The organism is Arenimonas sp. (assembly GCF_035721105.1).
In the GTDB taxonomy this organism is placed as follows: domain Bacteria; phylum Pseudomonadota; class Gammaproteobacteria; order Xanthomonadales; family Xanthomonadaceae; genus Arenimonas.
The window spans coordinates 56,254-70,790 of the sequence record NZ_DASTNG010000055.1 but is presented as its reverse complement, the minus strand read 5'-3'; the positions used below and the strand labels follow the sequence as shown (position 1 = coordinate 70,790).

At 71.1% G+C, this 14,537-nt stretch carries 14 protein-coding genes; 9 read left to right on the top strand and 5 right to left on the bottom strand.

Annotation, left to right across the window (positions count from 1 at the left end; all coding sequences use genetic code 11):
- Window positions 1-36: 36 nt before the first annotated feature.
- Together VFQ84_RS08530 and yhbY are read right to left on the bottom strand one after the other, a co-directional pair.
- On the bottom strand, window positions 37-411 hold the full coding sequence (locus VFQ84_RS08530; RefSeq protein ID WP_325131204.1) for an Mth938-like domain-containing protein: 375 nt from the start codon (window positions 409-411) through the stop codon (window positions 37-39).
- A 13-nt stretch (window positions 412-424) separates the two neighbouring features.
- Window positions 425-730 carry a ribosome assembly RNA-binding protein YhbY gene (gene yhbY / locus VFQ84_RS08525; RefSeq protein WP_325131203.1) on the bottom strand — a complete coding sequence of 102 codons (306 nt, stop codon included), beginning with the start codon at window positions 728-730 and terminating at the stop codon, window positions 425-427.
- Between the two features lie 81 nt (window positions 731-811).
- Here yhbY and rlmE point away from each other — a divergent pair, with 81 nt between their 5' ends.
- The 3 genes from rlmE to folP all read left to right on the top strand — a co-directional run bounded on the left by rlmE (window position 812) and on the right by folP (window position 4,316).
- Window positions 812-1,444: a 23S rRNA (uridine(2552)-2'-O)-methyltransferase RlmE gene (rlmE, locus tag VFQ84_RS08520; RefSeq protein WP_325131202.1), complete on the top strand. Its 633-nt coding sequence runs from the start codon at window positions 812-814 to the stop codon at window positions 1,442-1,444.
- Window positions 1,441-3,330: an ATP-dependent zinc metalloprotease FtsH gene (ftsH, locus tag VFQ84_RS08515; protein ID WP_325131201.1), complete on the top strand. Its 1,890-nt coding sequence runs from the start codon at window positions 1,441-1,443 to the stop codon at window positions 3,328-3,330. Before rlmE ends, ftsH begins: the two co-directional genes overlap by 4 nt.
- A gap of 89 nt (window positions 3,331-3,419) precedes the next feature.
- Window positions 3,420-4,316, top strand: a complete 897-nt coding sequence (gene folP / locus VFQ84_RS08510) for a dihydropteroate synthase (protein ID WP_325131200.1) — start codon at window positions 3,420-3,422, stop codon at window positions 4,314-4,316.
- A 120-nt stretch (window positions 4,317-4,436) separates the two neighbouring features.
- On the opposite strand, the gene VFQ84_RS08505 is transcribed toward folP, so the two are convergent.
- On the bottom strand, window positions 4,437-5,513 hold the full coding sequence (locus VFQ84_RS08505) for an alkane 1-monooxygenase (RefSeq protein ID WP_325131199.1): 1,077 nt from the start codon (window positions 5,511-5,513) through the stop codon (window positions 4,437-4,439).
- 129 nt (window positions 5,514-5,642) lie between these two features.
- Here VFQ84_RS08505 and miaA point away from each other — a divergent pair, with 129 nt between their 5' ends.
- The 6 genes from miaA to VFQ84_RS08475 all read left to right on the top strand — a co-directional run bounded on the left by miaA (window position 5,643) and on the right by VFQ84_RS08475 (window position 11,783).
- The gene (miaA, locus tag VFQ84_RS08500; protein WP_325131255.1) at window positions 5,643-6,548 is read left to right on the top strand and encodes a tRNA (adenosine(37)-N6)-dimethylallyltransferase MiaA; all 906 of its coding nucleotides are present in this window, start codon (window positions 5,643-5,645) and stop codon (window positions 6,546-6,548) included.
- A 98-nt stretch (window positions 6,549-6,646) separates the two neighbouring features.
- Window positions 6,647-6,916, top strand: coding sequence for an RNA chaperone Hfq (hfq, locus tag VFQ84_RS08495; RefSeq protein WP_325131197.1), 270 nt, complete (start codon window positions 6,647-6,649; stop codon window positions 6,914-6,916).
- 27 nt (window positions 6,917-6,943) lie between these two features.
- Window positions 6,944-8,257: a ribosome rescue GTPase HflX gene (gene hflX / locus VFQ84_RS08490; RefSeq protein ID WP_325131195.1), complete on the top strand. Its 1,314-nt coding sequence runs from the start codon at window positions 6,944-6,946 to the stop codon at window positions 8,255-8,257.
- A gap of 70 nt (window positions 8,258-8,327) precedes the next feature.
- Window positions 8,328-9,449 carry an FtsH protease activity modulator HflK gene (gene hflK / locus VFQ84_RS08485; protein WP_325131193.1) on the top strand — a complete coding sequence of 374 codons (1,122 nt, stop codon included), beginning with the start codon at window positions 8,328-8,330 and terminating at the stop codon, window positions 9,447-9,449.
- A 1-nt stretch (window position 9,450) separates the two neighbouring features.
- Window positions 9,451-10,323: a protease modulator HflC gene (hflC, locus tag VFQ84_RS08480; protein ID WP_325131191.1), complete on the top strand. Its 873-nt coding sequence runs from the start codon at window positions 9,451-9,453 to the stop codon at window positions 10,321-10,323.
- 167 nt (window positions 10,324-10,490) lie between these two features.
- Complete coding sequence (locus tag VFQ84_RS08475; protein ID WP_325131190.1) at window positions 10,491-11,783, top strand: adenylosuccinate synthase; 1,293 nt, start codon at window positions 10,491-10,493, stop codon at window positions 11,781-11,783.
- Window positions 11,784-11,835: 52 nt separating this feature from the next.
- Here VFQ84_RS08475 and VFQ84_RS08470 read toward each other — a convergent pair whose 3' ends face one another.
- Complete coding sequence (locus tag VFQ84_RS08470) at window positions 11,836-12,306, bottom strand: hypothetical protein (protein ID WP_325131188.1); 471 nt, start codon at window positions 12,304-12,306, stop codon at window positions 11,836-11,838.
- Window positions 12,307-12,359: 53 nt separating this feature from the next.
- A complete protein-coding gene (locus VFQ84_RS08465; RefSeq protein ID WP_325131187.1) occupies window positions 12,360-14,441 on the bottom strand; it encodes a tetratricopeptide repeat-containing sulfotransferase family protein in 2,082 nt (693 codons plus the stop codon).
- Between the last annotated feature and the right edge of the window lie 96 nt (window positions 14,442-14,537).

The following is a 14,537-nucleotide window of genomic DNA, read 5'->3' as shown; positions in this document are numbered from 1 at the left end:
AAACGGATATGTACTCTGACCCCTTTTTCGTGGGGATTAGCCGGGGACGAGGAAGGCGGCGGCGACCTTGCGGCCTTCGGTGGCCAGGACGTTGAAGGTGCGGGCGGCGGCGGCGCTGTCCATGACCTCCAGGCCGATGCCGCGGGTAAGCAGGGCGGCCATCACGGCGGGCGCGGGGAAGCGCTGGCGCGGGCCGGTGCCCAGCAGCACCAGGCTGGGCTCCAGGGCCAGCAGGGCGGCCATGTCGGCGGGCTGCAGCTCGTCCACCGAGGCCGGGCGCCAGTCCGGCACCAGCTGGTGGGGCGTGAGCAGGAAGCTGGCGCGCAGGGTTTCCTGGTTCACCAGCACGCCCTCGGCGCTGATACCGCGCAGGACGTAGATGAAGTCCGGGTTTTCCTGGGACAGCTGCACGGTCGCGGGGCGATCAGGCCTTGGGCAGGACGATCAGCGGATTGTCCTGGCTGCGGCGGTAGAGCACGGCCATGTTGCCGATGCGGGCCACCAGGGCGGCGTCGGCGCGCGTGCACAGGTCGGCGATCCATTCGTCGCGCAGCTCGCGGTCGCCGGCGGCCACGTGCACCTTGATCAGCTCGTGGCGCTCGATGGCCAGGCCGGTCTCGGCGACGAGGTTGTCGGTGATGCCCTTGGCGCCGACCAGGATCACCGGCTTGAGGTCGTGGGCCAGGCCGCGCAGGTAACGCTTCTGGGGGTTGCTTAGGGCGGCGGCCATGACATTCCGGACGGGTTCGAAAGGGGGCGTAGGGTATCATGACGGCCACTTCCGCCTCGCCAGAGGCCGCCCGGTCATCCCATGGCACGCAGCAAAAGCAGCCCCCGCTGGCTCCAGGAACACTTCGCCGACCCCTTCGTGAAGAAGGCCCAGGCCGAAGGCATGCGCTCGCGCGCGGCCTACAAGCTCGAGGAGCTGATCGAACGGGACCGCCTGCTCAAGCCCGGCATGATCGTGGTCGACCTCGGCGCCGCCCCGGGCGGCTGGTCGCAGGTGGTGCGCCGGGACCTGGGCGACCGGGGCCGGGTGGTGGCCCTCGATATCCTGGACATGCCCCCGATCGCCGGCGTCGAATTCATTCACGGCGATTTCAGAGAGGACGGGCCATTGTCCCAGCTGGAGTCCCTGCTCGGCGGCAAACCGGTGGACCTTGTCCTTTCCGACATGGCCCCCAACATGACGGGTGTGGACACCGTGGACCAGGCCCGGGCGATGTACCTGTCCGAACTGGCCCGCGATTTCGCGGAAACCCACTTGAAGGTGGGCGGCAACTTCCTGATCAAGCTGTTCCAGGGCGAAGGCTTCGATGCCTACGTCAAGGACCTCAGGACCCGCTACGACAAGTTGGTCATCCGCAAGCCGGCGGCCTCGCGGCGCCGATCGAACGAAGTTTATGCGCTTGCCCTGGGCAAGCGCCGAGGAAGCAAAGCATGAATGACCTGGCCAAGAACCTCCTGCTGTGGCTCGTCGTCGCCATCGTGCTGATGGCGGTGTTCCAGAGCATGTCGGCGCCGACCAGCGCGCCGTCGAGCGAGCTGACCTACAACCAGTTCATCGACGAGGTGAAGTCCGACCGCGTGGCCAAGGTCAACATCGACGCCAACAACATCGGCATCGTCGGCGAGCGCAAGGACGGCAGCAAGTTCACCACCGCGAACCCGCGCGACCCGCTGCTGGTCGACACCCTGTTCGAGAACGACGTGGTCACCATCCAGGAGAAGCCGGCCGAGCGCTCGCTGTTCTGGAGCCTGGTCACCAGCTTCCTGCCGATCCTGCTGCTGATCGGCGTCTGGATCTACTTCATGCGCCAGATGCAGCAGGGCGGCGGCAAGGGCGCCATGAGCTTCGGCAAGTCGCGCGCCAAGATGCAGGGCGAGAACGAGGTCAAGGTCACCTTCGCCGACGTCGCCGGCTGCGACGAGGCCAAGGAGGAAGTGGGCGAGCTGGTCGAGTTCCTGCGCGACCCGGGCCGCTTCCAGAAGCTGGGCGGCAAGATCCCGCGCGGCGTGCTGATGGTGGGCCCGCCCGGCACCGGCAAGACCCTGCTGGCCAAGGCCATCGCCGGCGAGGCCAAGGTGCCGTTCTTCTCGATCTCGGGCTCCGACTTCGTCGAGATGTTCGTCGGCGTCGGCGCCAGCCGCGTGCGCGACATGTTCGAAACCGCCAAGAAGCACGCGCCCTGCATCATCTTCATCGACGAGATCGACGCCGTCGGCCGCCACCGCGGCTCCGGCATGGGCGGTGGCCACGACGAGCGCGAGCAGACCCTGAACCAGCTGCTGGTCGAGATGGACGGCTTCGAGGGCGGTGAAGGCGTGATCGTCATCGCCGCCACCAACCGCCCCGACGTGCTCGACAAGGCCCTGCTGCGCCCGGGCCGCTTCGACCGCCAGGTCATGGTGGGCCTGCCCGACATCAAGGGCCGCGAGCAGATCCTGCGCGTGCACATGCGCAAGGTGCCGCTGAGCGACAACGTGCGTGCCGACGTGCTGGCGCGCGGCACCCCGGGCCTGTCGGGCGCCGACCTGGCCAACCTGATCAACGAAGCCGCGCTGTTCGCCGCCCGCCGCAACAAGCAGCAGGTGGACATGCAGGACTTCGAGGACGCCAAGGACAAGATCTTCATGGGTCCCGAGCGCCGCAGCATGGTCATCCGCGACGAGGACCGCCGCAAGACCGCGTACCACGAGTCCGGCCACGCGGTGGTGGCGATGTCGCTGCCGGGCGCCGACCCGGTGCACAAGGTCACCATCATGCCGCGCGGCTGGGCCCTGGGCGTGACCTGGCAGCTGCCCGAGCACGACCACTTCAGCAAGTACAAGCACAAGATGCTCGAGGAGATCTCGATCCTGTTCGGCGGCCGCATCGCCGAGGAGATCTTCGTCGGCGAAGTGTCCACCGGTGCTTCCAACGACTTCGAGCGCGCGACCAAGCTCGCCCGCGGCATGGTCACCCGCTACGGCATGTCCGACGCGCTGGGCACCATGGTCTACGCCGACGGCGATGCCGGTTACGGCGTGCGCAACAAGACCATTTCCGAGGCGACCCAGCAGAAGGTCGACGCGGAGATCCGCCGCATCCTGGACGAGCAGTACCTGGTGGCGCGCCGCATCCTCGAGGAGAAGCGCGAGGTGGTCGAGGTGATGACCAATGCGCTGATGGAATGGGAAACCATCGACGCCGAGCAGGTGCAGGCGATCATGGAAGGCCGTCGCCCGAACCCGCCGCTGGACTGGGCCAAGACCGGTCGCCTGTCCAAGGACGATCCGAACGCCGGCACCCCGGCCGGTCCGCTCGGCGGCCCGATGCCCCAGACCTGATCCGCGTTACTGTAGGAGGGCCTTCAGGCCCGAAGCTCCTCGCCAAGGAGCTTCGGGCCTGAAGGCCCTCCTACATTCCGGGACACGCCATGTTCGACCTAACGCCGCAGCTCGACTGCGCCGGCCGCCTGCTCAAGCTCGATCGCCCGCGCGTGATGGGCATCGTCAACGTCACCCCCGATTCCTTCTCCGACGGCGGCGCCCACGACACCGTCGAGGCCGCCGTGGCCCACGGCCTGCGGCTGGCGGAGGAGGGCGCCGACCTGCTCGACATCGGCGGTGAGTCCACCCGCCCCGGCGCCGCGCCGGTATCGGTGGCGGACGAACTGCGGCGCGTCGTGCCCGTGATCGAGCGGCTGGTGCGCGCGACGACCCTGCCGATCTCGGTCGACACCTCCAAGCCCGAGGTCATGCGCGCCGCGGTCGCCGCCGGCGCCGGCATGATCAACGACGTCCGGGCCCTGCGCGCCGAGGGCGCGCTGGACGCCGCCGCCGCGCTCGGCGTGCCGGTGGTGCTGATGCACATGCAAGGGGAGCCCGGCGACATGCAGTCCGCGCCGGCCTACGACGACGTGGTGGGCGAGGTGCACCGCTTCCTCGCCGAGCGGATCTTCGCCTGCGAGATGGCCGGCATCCCCAAGGCGCGCCTGGTGCTCGATCCCGGCTACGGCTTCGGCAAGACCACCGCGCACAACTTCCTGCTGCTGCGCCAGCAGTCGCGCCTGCTCGACCTGGGCCTGCCGCTGCTGGCGGGACTGTCGCGCAAGCGCAGCCTGGGCGAGGTCACCGGCCGCGAGGTCGGCGAGCGCCTGCATGCTTCGGTGGCCGCCGCGGTGCTGGCCGCCGAGTACGGTGCGCGCATCCTGCGCGTGCACGACGTCGCCGCCACGGTCGATGCCATCAAGGTGTGGGTGGCCGTGGCCGCGCATCCGGCGCCCCGGCCCGCCGCCGCCAAGGCCGCGATTCGCTGGCCCGACGAGGACTGAGTCATCGGCTGGTCACAAACTGACCAACCCGGTTGACAGCCGCGCCCCGCGGGCCTCGCGTGAATCCGTCCACAGGACTTCTCCCACACTTGTCCACAGGCTGTGTGGACAGTCGCGGGCTCAGCCGGCGGCGGCCTGCCGGAAGGCCCGCACGCGCGGGTCGATGACGCGGTGCCACAGCGGCGGGACCAGCGCGAGCACGAACATCGCCGAATAGCCGCCGGGCAACTGCGGGCTGTCGGGGTGGTGGCGCAGGATGGCATAGCGGCGTTTCGGGAAGGCGTGGTGGTCGGAGTGGCGCTGGAGCTGGAACAGCAGCAGGTTCGACAGCGCGTAGTCCGAATTCCAGCTGTGCAGGTGGGTGGTGCGTTCGTAGCGGCCGTCCGCGCCGCGCTGGCGCTCCAGGCCGTAGTGCTCGATGTAGTTGATGATCTCCAGCGAACCGGCCGCGAACAGCCCCTGCAGCAGGAAGAACGCCAGCCCCACCGGCCCCAGCCACGCCGCGAACGCCGCCGCGAAGCCCAGCCAGACCAGGGTCCAGCCGATCATCTCGTTGCGCCAGTGCAGCACCGGCAGGCCCAGCCCGCGCAGCCGGCGTGCCTCCAGCCGCCAGGCGTTGAGCGTGTTGCGCCACATCGCCCGCGGCAGGAAATGCCACACCGACTGCCCGAAACGCGCGCTGGACGCGTCCTCGGGCGTGGAGACGTGGACGTGGTGCCCGCGCAAGTGCTCGATCTTGAAGCCGTGGTAGCCCACGCTGGCCAGCAGCATCCCGCCGGCGAAGGGCTCCAGCCGGCCGTCCTTGTGCACCAGTTCGTGCGCCGTGTTGATGGCCAGGATGCCGCCCACGATGCCCTGCGAGAGCAGCCAGCCGGCGACGCCGACGGGGCCGAAGCCGGCGGTCGCGAACCAGTGCGCCGACCAGGCCAGCAGCGCCAGCTGCACCGGCAGGCAGGCCAGGGTGAGGGCCTTGAACCAGGGCTGCAGCGCCAGCGCGCGCTCGCGCTCGGCCGGCACGTTCACCGGGTCGTGGCCCAGCGCGTAATCGGCCGCCGGCAGCAGCACGAACAGGAAGAACAGCGGGAACCAGGCCATGGCATCCGGCCGGCCGCTCGCGGTGCCCAGCCAGGCCGCGGCCGGCATCAGCGCCGGCACCAGGAACACGAGCAGGAATGCGATGGCCTTGGTGCGTGACATGGCGGTCCCCCGGGGATGGGGCCCAGCATAGGCCAGCGTCGGCCGCGGCGCACCGGGCAGGCTAAGCTTGCCGTCCCCGCCGCCGGAGCCCCGCGCTTGCACGATTCCCGCCCCCTCGCCATCGCCCTGATGGGCCCCACGGCCTCGGGCAAGACCGCGCTGGCGCTGGACTGGGCCCTGCGGCTGGATACCGAGGTGGTGAGCGTCGACTCGGCCCTGGTTTATCGCGGCCTGGACATCGGCGCGGCGAAGCCCACGCGCGAGGAGCTGGACCGGGTCCGCCACCACCTCATCGACGTGCGCGAGCCGCACGAGATCTTCTCGGCCGCCGATTTCGCCCGCGAGGCGCTGCCGCCGATGCAGGCCCTGGCCGCCCGCGGCCGGGTGCCGCTGCTGGTCGGCGGCACCGGCCTCTACTTCAGCGCCTTGCTCGACGGCCTGTCCGAGCTGCCCGCGGCCGACCCGGCCCTGCGCGCCGCGATCGCGGCCGAGGGCGCCGGGCGCGGCTGGGCGGCGCTGCACGCCGAAATGGCCGCCGTCGACCCCGCCGCCGGTCGCCGCATCCAGCCGCGCGATGTCCAGCGCATCAGCCGTGCGCTGGAGGTGTACCGGCTCACCGGCCGCCCCATCAGCGCCTGGCAGGCCGAGCACGCGCCGGCCCGGTTTCCGTTCCGCGTGCTGAAGCTGGTGCTGGCGCCGGCCGACCGCGCGGTGCTGCACGAACGCATCGCCCGCCGCTTCGACCTGATGCTCGCCGCCGGTTTCCTGGACGAAGTGCGCCGCCTCAAGGCCGACCCGCGCCTGCATCCCGACTTGCCGTCGATGCGCGCGGTGGGCTATCGCCAGGCCTGGCGCCACCTGGCGGGCGCGACCGATGCCGCCGGCTTCCGCGATGAGGCCATCGCCGCCACCCGCCAGCTGGCCAAGCGCCAGCTGACCTGGCTGCGCGGCCAGCTCGACGCCCGCTGGTTCGACCCGGCCCGCGACGCGACGGCCCTGCACGCGGCCATGGACGCGTTCATCGCCCGACGCTGACGGCAACTGCTGGTAGAATCCGGGCATTCGCGGCCTCGGACCCTTTTGGCCGCAAATCGCGCCAGCTGGCGCGCCACAACAAGAAGAACGGAGTCCACATGTCCAAAGGCCAATCCCTGCAGGATCCCTTCCTGAATGCCCTGCGCCGTGAGCGCATCCCGGTGTCCATCTACCTGGTCAACGGCATCAAGCTCCAGGGCACCATCGAAAGCTTCGACCAGTTCGTCGTGCTCCTGCGCAACACCGTCAGCCAGATGGTCTACAAGCATGCGATCTCCACCGTGGTGCCGGCGCGCAACGTGCGCGTGGGCCCGGGCGGCGCCGCCACGGCCGGCGGCGACGAGGACGAGGCGGGCCAGGACGATTGATCGCCCTGGCACCCTGCGTGACCGCTGATGTTTGAGCGCGCCCGGAAGGGCGAACGCGCCCTGCTGGTCCAGCCGTACGCGCCGGGCCAGCAGGACCCGGCCCTGCTCGAGGAATTCTCGGAACTGGCCCGTTCGGCCGGCGCCACCGTGGTCGGCACCCTGACCGCCCGGGTCGAGAAGCCCAACGCCGCGTACTACATCGGCACCGGCAAGCTCGACGAGGCGCTGTCGGCCTGCGAGGCCACCGGCGCCGACCTGGTGCTGGTCAACCACCTGCTCACGCCCGGCCAGGAGCGCAACCTCGAGCGCGCGCTCAAGCGCCGCGTGGTCGACCGCACCGGCCTGATCCTCGACATCTTCGCCCAGCGCGCCGCCACCCACGAGGGCAAGCTGCAGGTCGAACTGGCCCAGCTCAAGCACTGGGCCACGCGGCTCGTGCGCGGCTGGACCCACCTCGAACGCCAGCGCGGCGGTGCGATTGGCCTGCGCGGCCCCGGTGAAACCCAGCTCGAGCTCGACAAGCGCATGCTGCAGAAGCGGCTCGAGTCGCTGCAGGCGCGGCTGGACAAGGTCGAGGTCCAGCGCACCCAGATGCGGCGCGCGCGCACCCGCAACGAAGTGCCGCGCGTGGCCCTGGTCGGCTACACCAACGCCGGCAAGTCCACGCTGTTCAACGCGCTCACCGGCTCGGGCGTGTACGCCGACGACCGCCTGTTCGCCACGCTCGACCCGACCGTGCGCCGGGTCGAAGGCGTGGCGCCGCTGGTGCTTTCGGACACCGTTGGTTTCGTGCGCGACTTGCCGCACGAACTGGTCGCCGCGTTCCGCTCGACCCTGGCCGAGGCGCGCGAGGCCGACCTGCTGCTGCACGTCATCGACGCCGCCGACGAGCTGCGCGACGAGCGCATCGGCCAGGTCGACAAGGTGCTCGAGGAAATCGGCGCCGGCGACATCCCGCAGGTGCTGGTGTTCAACAAGATCGACCGGATCGAGGGCGCGACGCCGCGCCACGACCCGGAAGTGGAGGGGCGCGAGCGGCTCTGGCTGTCGGCCCGCACCGGCGACGGCCTCGGGCTGCTGCGCGACCTGCTGGCCCGGCGTTTCGTCGATCGCCGGCTGACCGGCGAACTGCGCCTGGGCCCGGCCGACGGCCGCCTTCGCGCGCGCCTGCACGCCCTGGGCGCGGTGAAATCCGAGCAGGGCGACGAATCGGGCTGGGTGCTGGCCTTGGACCTGCCGCTGGCCGCGGCCGAGCGGCTGGCGGACGAGTCCGGAGGCCATCCGCTTCACGCGCTCTTGCTTGTGGCCCCCGGCGCCCCTACCTACAATCCTGACGACTGACTAAAGCGCACCGCCCCGGACCTGGCCCTCGCCAGCCCCCCCGGCCCCGGCGGCACGCGACGGAGCAAGCATGGCCTGGAACCAGCCTGGAAAAGGCAACCAAGATCCCTGGAAGGGCAAGGACCCCGGCAACGAGGTCGAAGCCTTCCTGAATCGCCTCAAGGGCATGTTCGGCGGTGGCGGCGGCAGCGGCGGTGGCCGAGGTGGCCCGGCGGCCGGCGGCTTCAACCCGGTGCCCTGGGCCATCGGCCTGGTGGGTATCTGGCTGGTGTTCAACAGCTTCAAGCTGATGGACGAGCGCCAGCGCGGCGTGGTGCTGCGCTTCGGCGAGTTCAACCGCATCATGACCCCGGGCCCGAACTTCAAGTGGCCGTGGCCGATCGAAACCGTGGCCATCGTCGACGCGACCCAGGTGGTCGAGCTCAGCGACCAGGTGCGCGTGCTGACCCAGGACGAGAACCTGATCGACATCAAGTTCAACGCCCAGTACCGCCGCGACGATCCGCGCCTGTTCCTGTACGGCTCGGTGAATCCCGAGCAGACGCTGCAGGACGCCGCCGAGAGCGCCGTGCGCGAAGTGGTCGGCCGCAGCACCATGGACACCGTGCTGTTCGACCGCGCTGCGCTGGTGATCGCCGCGCAGGAGCGCCTGCAGGAATCGCTGAACTTCTACCAGACCGGCCTGACCGTCGTGAACTTCAACCTGCAGGACGCGCGTCCGCCGGAAGAGGTGAAGGAAGCCTTCGACGACGCCATCAGCGCCCGCGAGGACAAGAACCGCATCGAGAACGAAGCCCGCGCCTACGCCAGCAAGGTGCTGCCGGAAGCCCGCGGTGTCGCCGCGCGCCTGCGCACCGAGGCCGAGGGCTACCGGGTCGCCACCATCGCCCGCGCCGAGGGTGACGCCGAGCGCTTCAGCCTGCTGGCCGCGGAATACCGCCGGGCGCCCGAGGTCACGCGCAAGCGCCTCTACCTCGAGACCATGCAGCTGGTGATGGCCAGCAACCAGAAGGTCGTCGGCGGCAGCGACAACATCCTGTACCTGCCGATCGGCGGCACCCCGGCCCGCGCCGGCGTGCCGACGGAGGCCCCGGTGGTCCGCCTGCCGGCGACCCAGGCCGCGTCGACGACGCCGGAAGACGCCACCCCCTCGCGCGATGCCCGCGCCGATCGCCGCCCGGGAGGCCGCTGAGATGCGCAACGTCACCGTGATCGTATTCCTCGCCATCGCCGCCCTGCTCGCGGCCATGGGTTCGATGTTCGTGGTCAGCGAGTCCCAGACCGCGATCGTGCTCAACCTCGGCCGCGTGGTCCGCAGCGACCTGCAGCCGGGCCTGCACTTCAAGTGGCCGCTGGTGGAGGAGGTGCGTCGCTTCGACCAGCGCATCCTTTCGCTCGACGACGCCCCGGAGCGCTACCTCACGTCCGAGAAGAAGGACGTCAGCGTCGACTTCTTCGTCAAGTGGCGCATCAGCGACGTGGCCACCTACTACCGCGCCGCCAACGGCGGCAACGAGGACGCGGCCCGCCAGCGCCTGACGCCCATCGTCAAGAACGCCCTGCGCAACGAGATCAACCAGCGCACGCTGCAGGAAGTGGTGTCGGCCGGTCGCGCCGAGCTCTCCGGCAATTTCCTCGCGGCCGTCAACCGCGGCGCCGAGTCGCTGGGCATCGAGGTGGTGGACGTGCGCATCAAGCGCATCAACCTGCCCGACGACAGCAACATCCTGCGCACGGTCTACAGCCGCATGAGCACCGAGCGCACCCAGGTGGCCAACCAGCTGCGCGCCGAGGGCGTCGAGCAGAGCGAGACCATCCGCTCCGAGGCCGACCGCCAGCGCCAGGTGACCATCGCCGAGGCCGAGCGCGATGCCCAGAAGCTGCGAGGCGAGGGCGACGCCAAGGCCGCCGAGATCTACGCCGGCGCCTACGGCCAGGATGCTGAGTTCTACGGCTTCTACCGCAGCCTCGAGGCCTACCGCGAGTCGATGGCCGACGGCCAGACCGTGCTGGTGCTGGACCCGGATTCGGAGTTCCTGCGCCACTTCGGCACCGACAAGCGCTGAACCGGGGCGGCCCCCCGGGGCCGCCACGCGGGGCTGGCCCCGGCCCGCCATTCCGAGGATAATTTCGCAAAGCCGGGGCGACCTCCGGCTTTTTGCACGTCTGGGCCCCGCGAAGGCGCCCGGCGACCGTCGCCCCCGGATCTCAATTCACTCTTGGAGTCAGGGTCATGGGTCAGTCGGTGGTGGTGCTGGGCGCGCAGTGGGGCGACGAGGGCAAGGGCAAGATCGTCGACCTGCTGACCGAGGAGATCGGCGCGGTCGTGCGCTTCCAGGGCGGCCACAACGCCGGCCACACGCTTGTGATCGGCGGCAAGAAGACCGTGCTGCACCTGATCCCGTCCGGCATCCTGCGCGCCGACGCGCTGTGCCTGATCGGCAACGGCGTGGTGCTCAGCCCGGCGGCCCTGAAGAAGGAAATCGCCGAGCTCGAGGGCAACGGCGTCGAGGTGCGTTCGCGCCTGAAGATCAGCCCGGCCACGCCGCTGATCATGCCGTACCACATCGCCCTGGACCAGGCGCGCGAAAAGGCCGCCGGCGGCGCCGCCATCGGCACCACCGGCCGCGGCATCGGCCCGGCCTACGAGGACAAGGTCGCCCGCCGCGGCATCCGCGTCGCCGACCTGAACTACCCGAAGGAACTGGCCGAGAAGCTGCGCACCACGATGGACTACCACAACTTCGTGCTCACGAAGTACCTGGGCGTCGAGGCGGTGGACTTCCAGAAGACGCTGGACGAGGCGCTTGAGTTCGGCGCCTACGTCGATCCGATGAAGGCCGACGTCGCCGGCATCCTGCACGACCTGCGCAAGCAGGGTAAGCGCGTGATGTTCGAGGGCGCGCAGGGTTCGCTGCTCGACATCGACCACGGCACCTATCCCTACGTCACCTCGTCGAACACGACCGTGGGCGGCGCGATGGCCGGCACCGGCGTCGGCGCCGACGCCATCGACTACGTGCTGGGCATCGCCAAGGCCTATGCCACCCGCGTCGGCGGCGGTCCGTTCCCGACCGAGCTCAACGACGCCACCGGCGAGCTGATCCGCCAGAAGGGCGCCGAGTTCGGCGCCACCACCGGCCGCCCGCGCCGCTGCGGCTGGATGGACATCGTCGCGCTCAAGCGCGCCGTCGCCATCAACGGCATCACCGGCCTGTGCATCACCAAGCTCGACATCCTCGACGGGATGGAGAAGCTCAAGATCTGCATCGCCTACGAGTACCGCGGCAAGCGCACCGAGTACGCGCCGCTGGACGCCGCCGGCTGGGACGAGTGCACGCCGGTGTACCTCGAGTTCCCGGGCTGGGACGAGTCCACCGCGGGCGTCACCGAATGGGACAAGCTGCCGGCGGCGGCCCGCGCCTACCTGCGCGCGCTGGAAGAGCTGGCGGGCTGCCCGCTCGCCATCGTCTCCACCGGCCCGGGCCGCGAGTCGACCATCGTGCTGCAGGATCCGTTCGCCTGATACCGAAGCGCCGCCCTCGGGCGGCGCCTTCCCTTCGCGCCCGGGGCGAGGCTCAGTCCTCGCGCAGGCGCTGCGCGCCTTCCGACTGCCGGCGGCGCTGGGCCACGGTGAGGCAGACGCGGCGGGTGCGGTTGCTCCCCATCGTCGCCTCGCGCGTGCAGACGATGCGGCTGTCGTGGCGCGCGGTTTCCAGCATCTCGTTCACGTCCTCGGCGTCGGCCGCCAGCGCGTCGCGCTCGGCGTCGCTCATCGCCGCCAGGCTGCCGCTGGCTTCGAGCCGGGCGGCGATCGCGTCCAGCGAGGCCTGCAGGCTGCTGCGGCTGCTGCGGCTCATTTCCGAATACTGCTCGGGCTCGGCCAGGGCTTCATCGATCGCCGCGCGCTGCGCCTGGAAATCGGCGTGCGTGGTGGTGTCCGCCAGCGACAGGCCGACGTCCTCATCGCCGCGCTTGGCGTCGACGGTGGTGGCAGCCAGCAGCAGGCCGATGAAAAGCAGGCGCGTGGCGCCGATCGCAGTGCCCATGGGGATTCCTTCTCGAAGAAGGGACCGACTCTAGGCGGCGGATTGGCTTGGCGTCAAACCGGATCCGGCACGTCGTAGCCCTGTCGTCGCGCCTGCGCCGACAGGCTGGCCATCACCGGCGCCAGCCGCGTGCGGTAGCGCAGCCAGTGCGGCGCGACCGGGTCGGCCGGCGGGCGGCGGCCGTGCTCGAGGCGCGCGCGCGCCTGTGCCTGCCAGTCCGTGTCGAGGCCGATGCCGAGGAATTCGCAGGCGGTCGCCAGCACGTCCTCCGGCGCGGCGACCAGCTGCTCGTGGCGAAGCTCCAGCACGGGCAGGCGCAGGTGCGGCTGCAGCGCCTGCCAGGTGGCGGCGTGCGCTTCGAACAGGCCGGCGACGCCCTCGAGCGTCTGGAACGCGGGGAAGACCGCCGGCGTCGCCTGCGGCTCCATGAAGTTGCGCAGCACCACGTCCAGCGGGTGCCGGTGCGTGACCAGCAGCCTGGCCTTCGGGAACAGCGCCTGCACCAGCCCCGCGTGGGCCAGCCGCAGCGGCCCGATGTCGAGCACCGGCCGGCCTGCGGCCACGCCGGCGCGGTCGAGCGCGAGCCGGTACTTGCGGCGCAGGACGGCGCGGTCGCTGGCGTCGAGCGCGGCGATCGCGGCCGGATAAGCGCCGGGCAGGCCGGCCACGGTGCCCACCACGCCTTCGAGCGTGGGCTTGTCCTGGACGATGGCGAGGCCCGGATGGTCGCGCAGCAGCCGCTCGAGCAGGAACTGGCCGGTGCGCGGGAAACCCACGAGGAAGCAGAGGTCGGCGCCCTGGTCGGCGCCGGCGTCGGTGGCGTCGATGCCCGGCGCGCCCTGCTCGAGCCAGTGGCGGATGGCGGCCAGTTCGCGCACCAGGGCGTCCGGGCTGCGGTGCGGGCCGCGCACTTCGCGCTCGGCCAGGGCATTGGCCTGGGCGAAGCTGTCGAAGGCCTGGTCGCCGGCGGCGGCCTGGTCCAGCGACTTGCCGCTTTCGTAGTGGAAGCGCTGGCGCACCCGCGGCGGCAGCCGGCGGGCGTCGATGCCGCCCAGGCGCTGCAGCGCGGCGGCCGGCTTGCCGGCGCGGCGCTCGATCCGCGCGGCCTCGAGGTTGAGCAGGGCGTGGTGCGGTGACAGGGTCAGGCCGGTGTTCACCGCGATGGCCGCCTGCGTGGGGTCGCCGGCCTCTTCCGCGACCGCGGCCAGTGCGGCCCAGGCGTCCGGGCTGGAGGCGTGCAGCTTCAGGGCGCGCTGCAGCGCGGCCCGGGCCGCGGGCAGCTCGTGCTGTTCGTGCAGAAGGATGCCCAGGCAGTAATGCGCCCAGGCGTTGTCCGGCTCCAGCGCCAGCGCCTGTTCGAAGCGCTGCCGTGCCTTGGCGGGCGCCGCCAGCGACTGCAGGCACAGCGCGCTGTGCAGCAGGGCCTCGGCATTGTCGCGGTCATGGCGCAGCACGTCGTCGAAGGCCTCGAGGGCGTCCGCCGGGCGGTCCATCGCGAGCAGGGTGGCGCCCAGTCCCTGGCGCGCCGAGCGGTAGCCGGGCGCCACCCGCAGGGCGCGCTGCAGGGCATCGGCGGCGCGTTCGAGCTGGCCGGTGGCGCGCAGGGAGTGGCCCAGGTTGTGCCAGGCCTCCGGGTAGCCGGGATCGATGGCGACCGCGCGCTCGAACTCGGCGATGGCCGCCTGCGGATGGCCCAGGTTGTGCAGGGCCCGGGCCAGGTGGTTGTGGGCGGGCGCGTGGGCGGGCGCCAGCGCCAGCGCCTGGCGGCAGGCGGCGACGGCGCCAGCAAAGTCGCCGGCGACGTGGCGCTCGATCGCGGTGGCGACCAGGCCGCGCGGATCGGCGGGCTGGCGCGGCACGTGGCGGAGCAGGGCCAGGGCCTCGTCGTTGCGCCGCTGCCCGACCAGCAGCTCGCGGGCGCGCTCGTTGCACAGCGGGTCGTCGGGGAAGTCGGCCAGGGCGGCCAGCGCGCCGTCGCTGTTCCCCTGGCCCAGGCGCACCCGGGCCAGGTGCCAGGCGGCCATCGGGTCCCGGTCCTGGCGGGCCAGGTGGGCCAGCAGGGTGTCGGCCTCGTCGTGGCGGCCGGCGTCGGCCAGGGACAGCGCGTGGTCTATGCGGTGGGGATCCGAGGGCATCGCGAGGTCCGGCCGGCCAGTTCGCCCGATTGTAGGGCAGGCCAAGTGGCCGGCGGTCAACGGGCCGGCAAGGAACGGCGGACAAAGAAAAAGGCC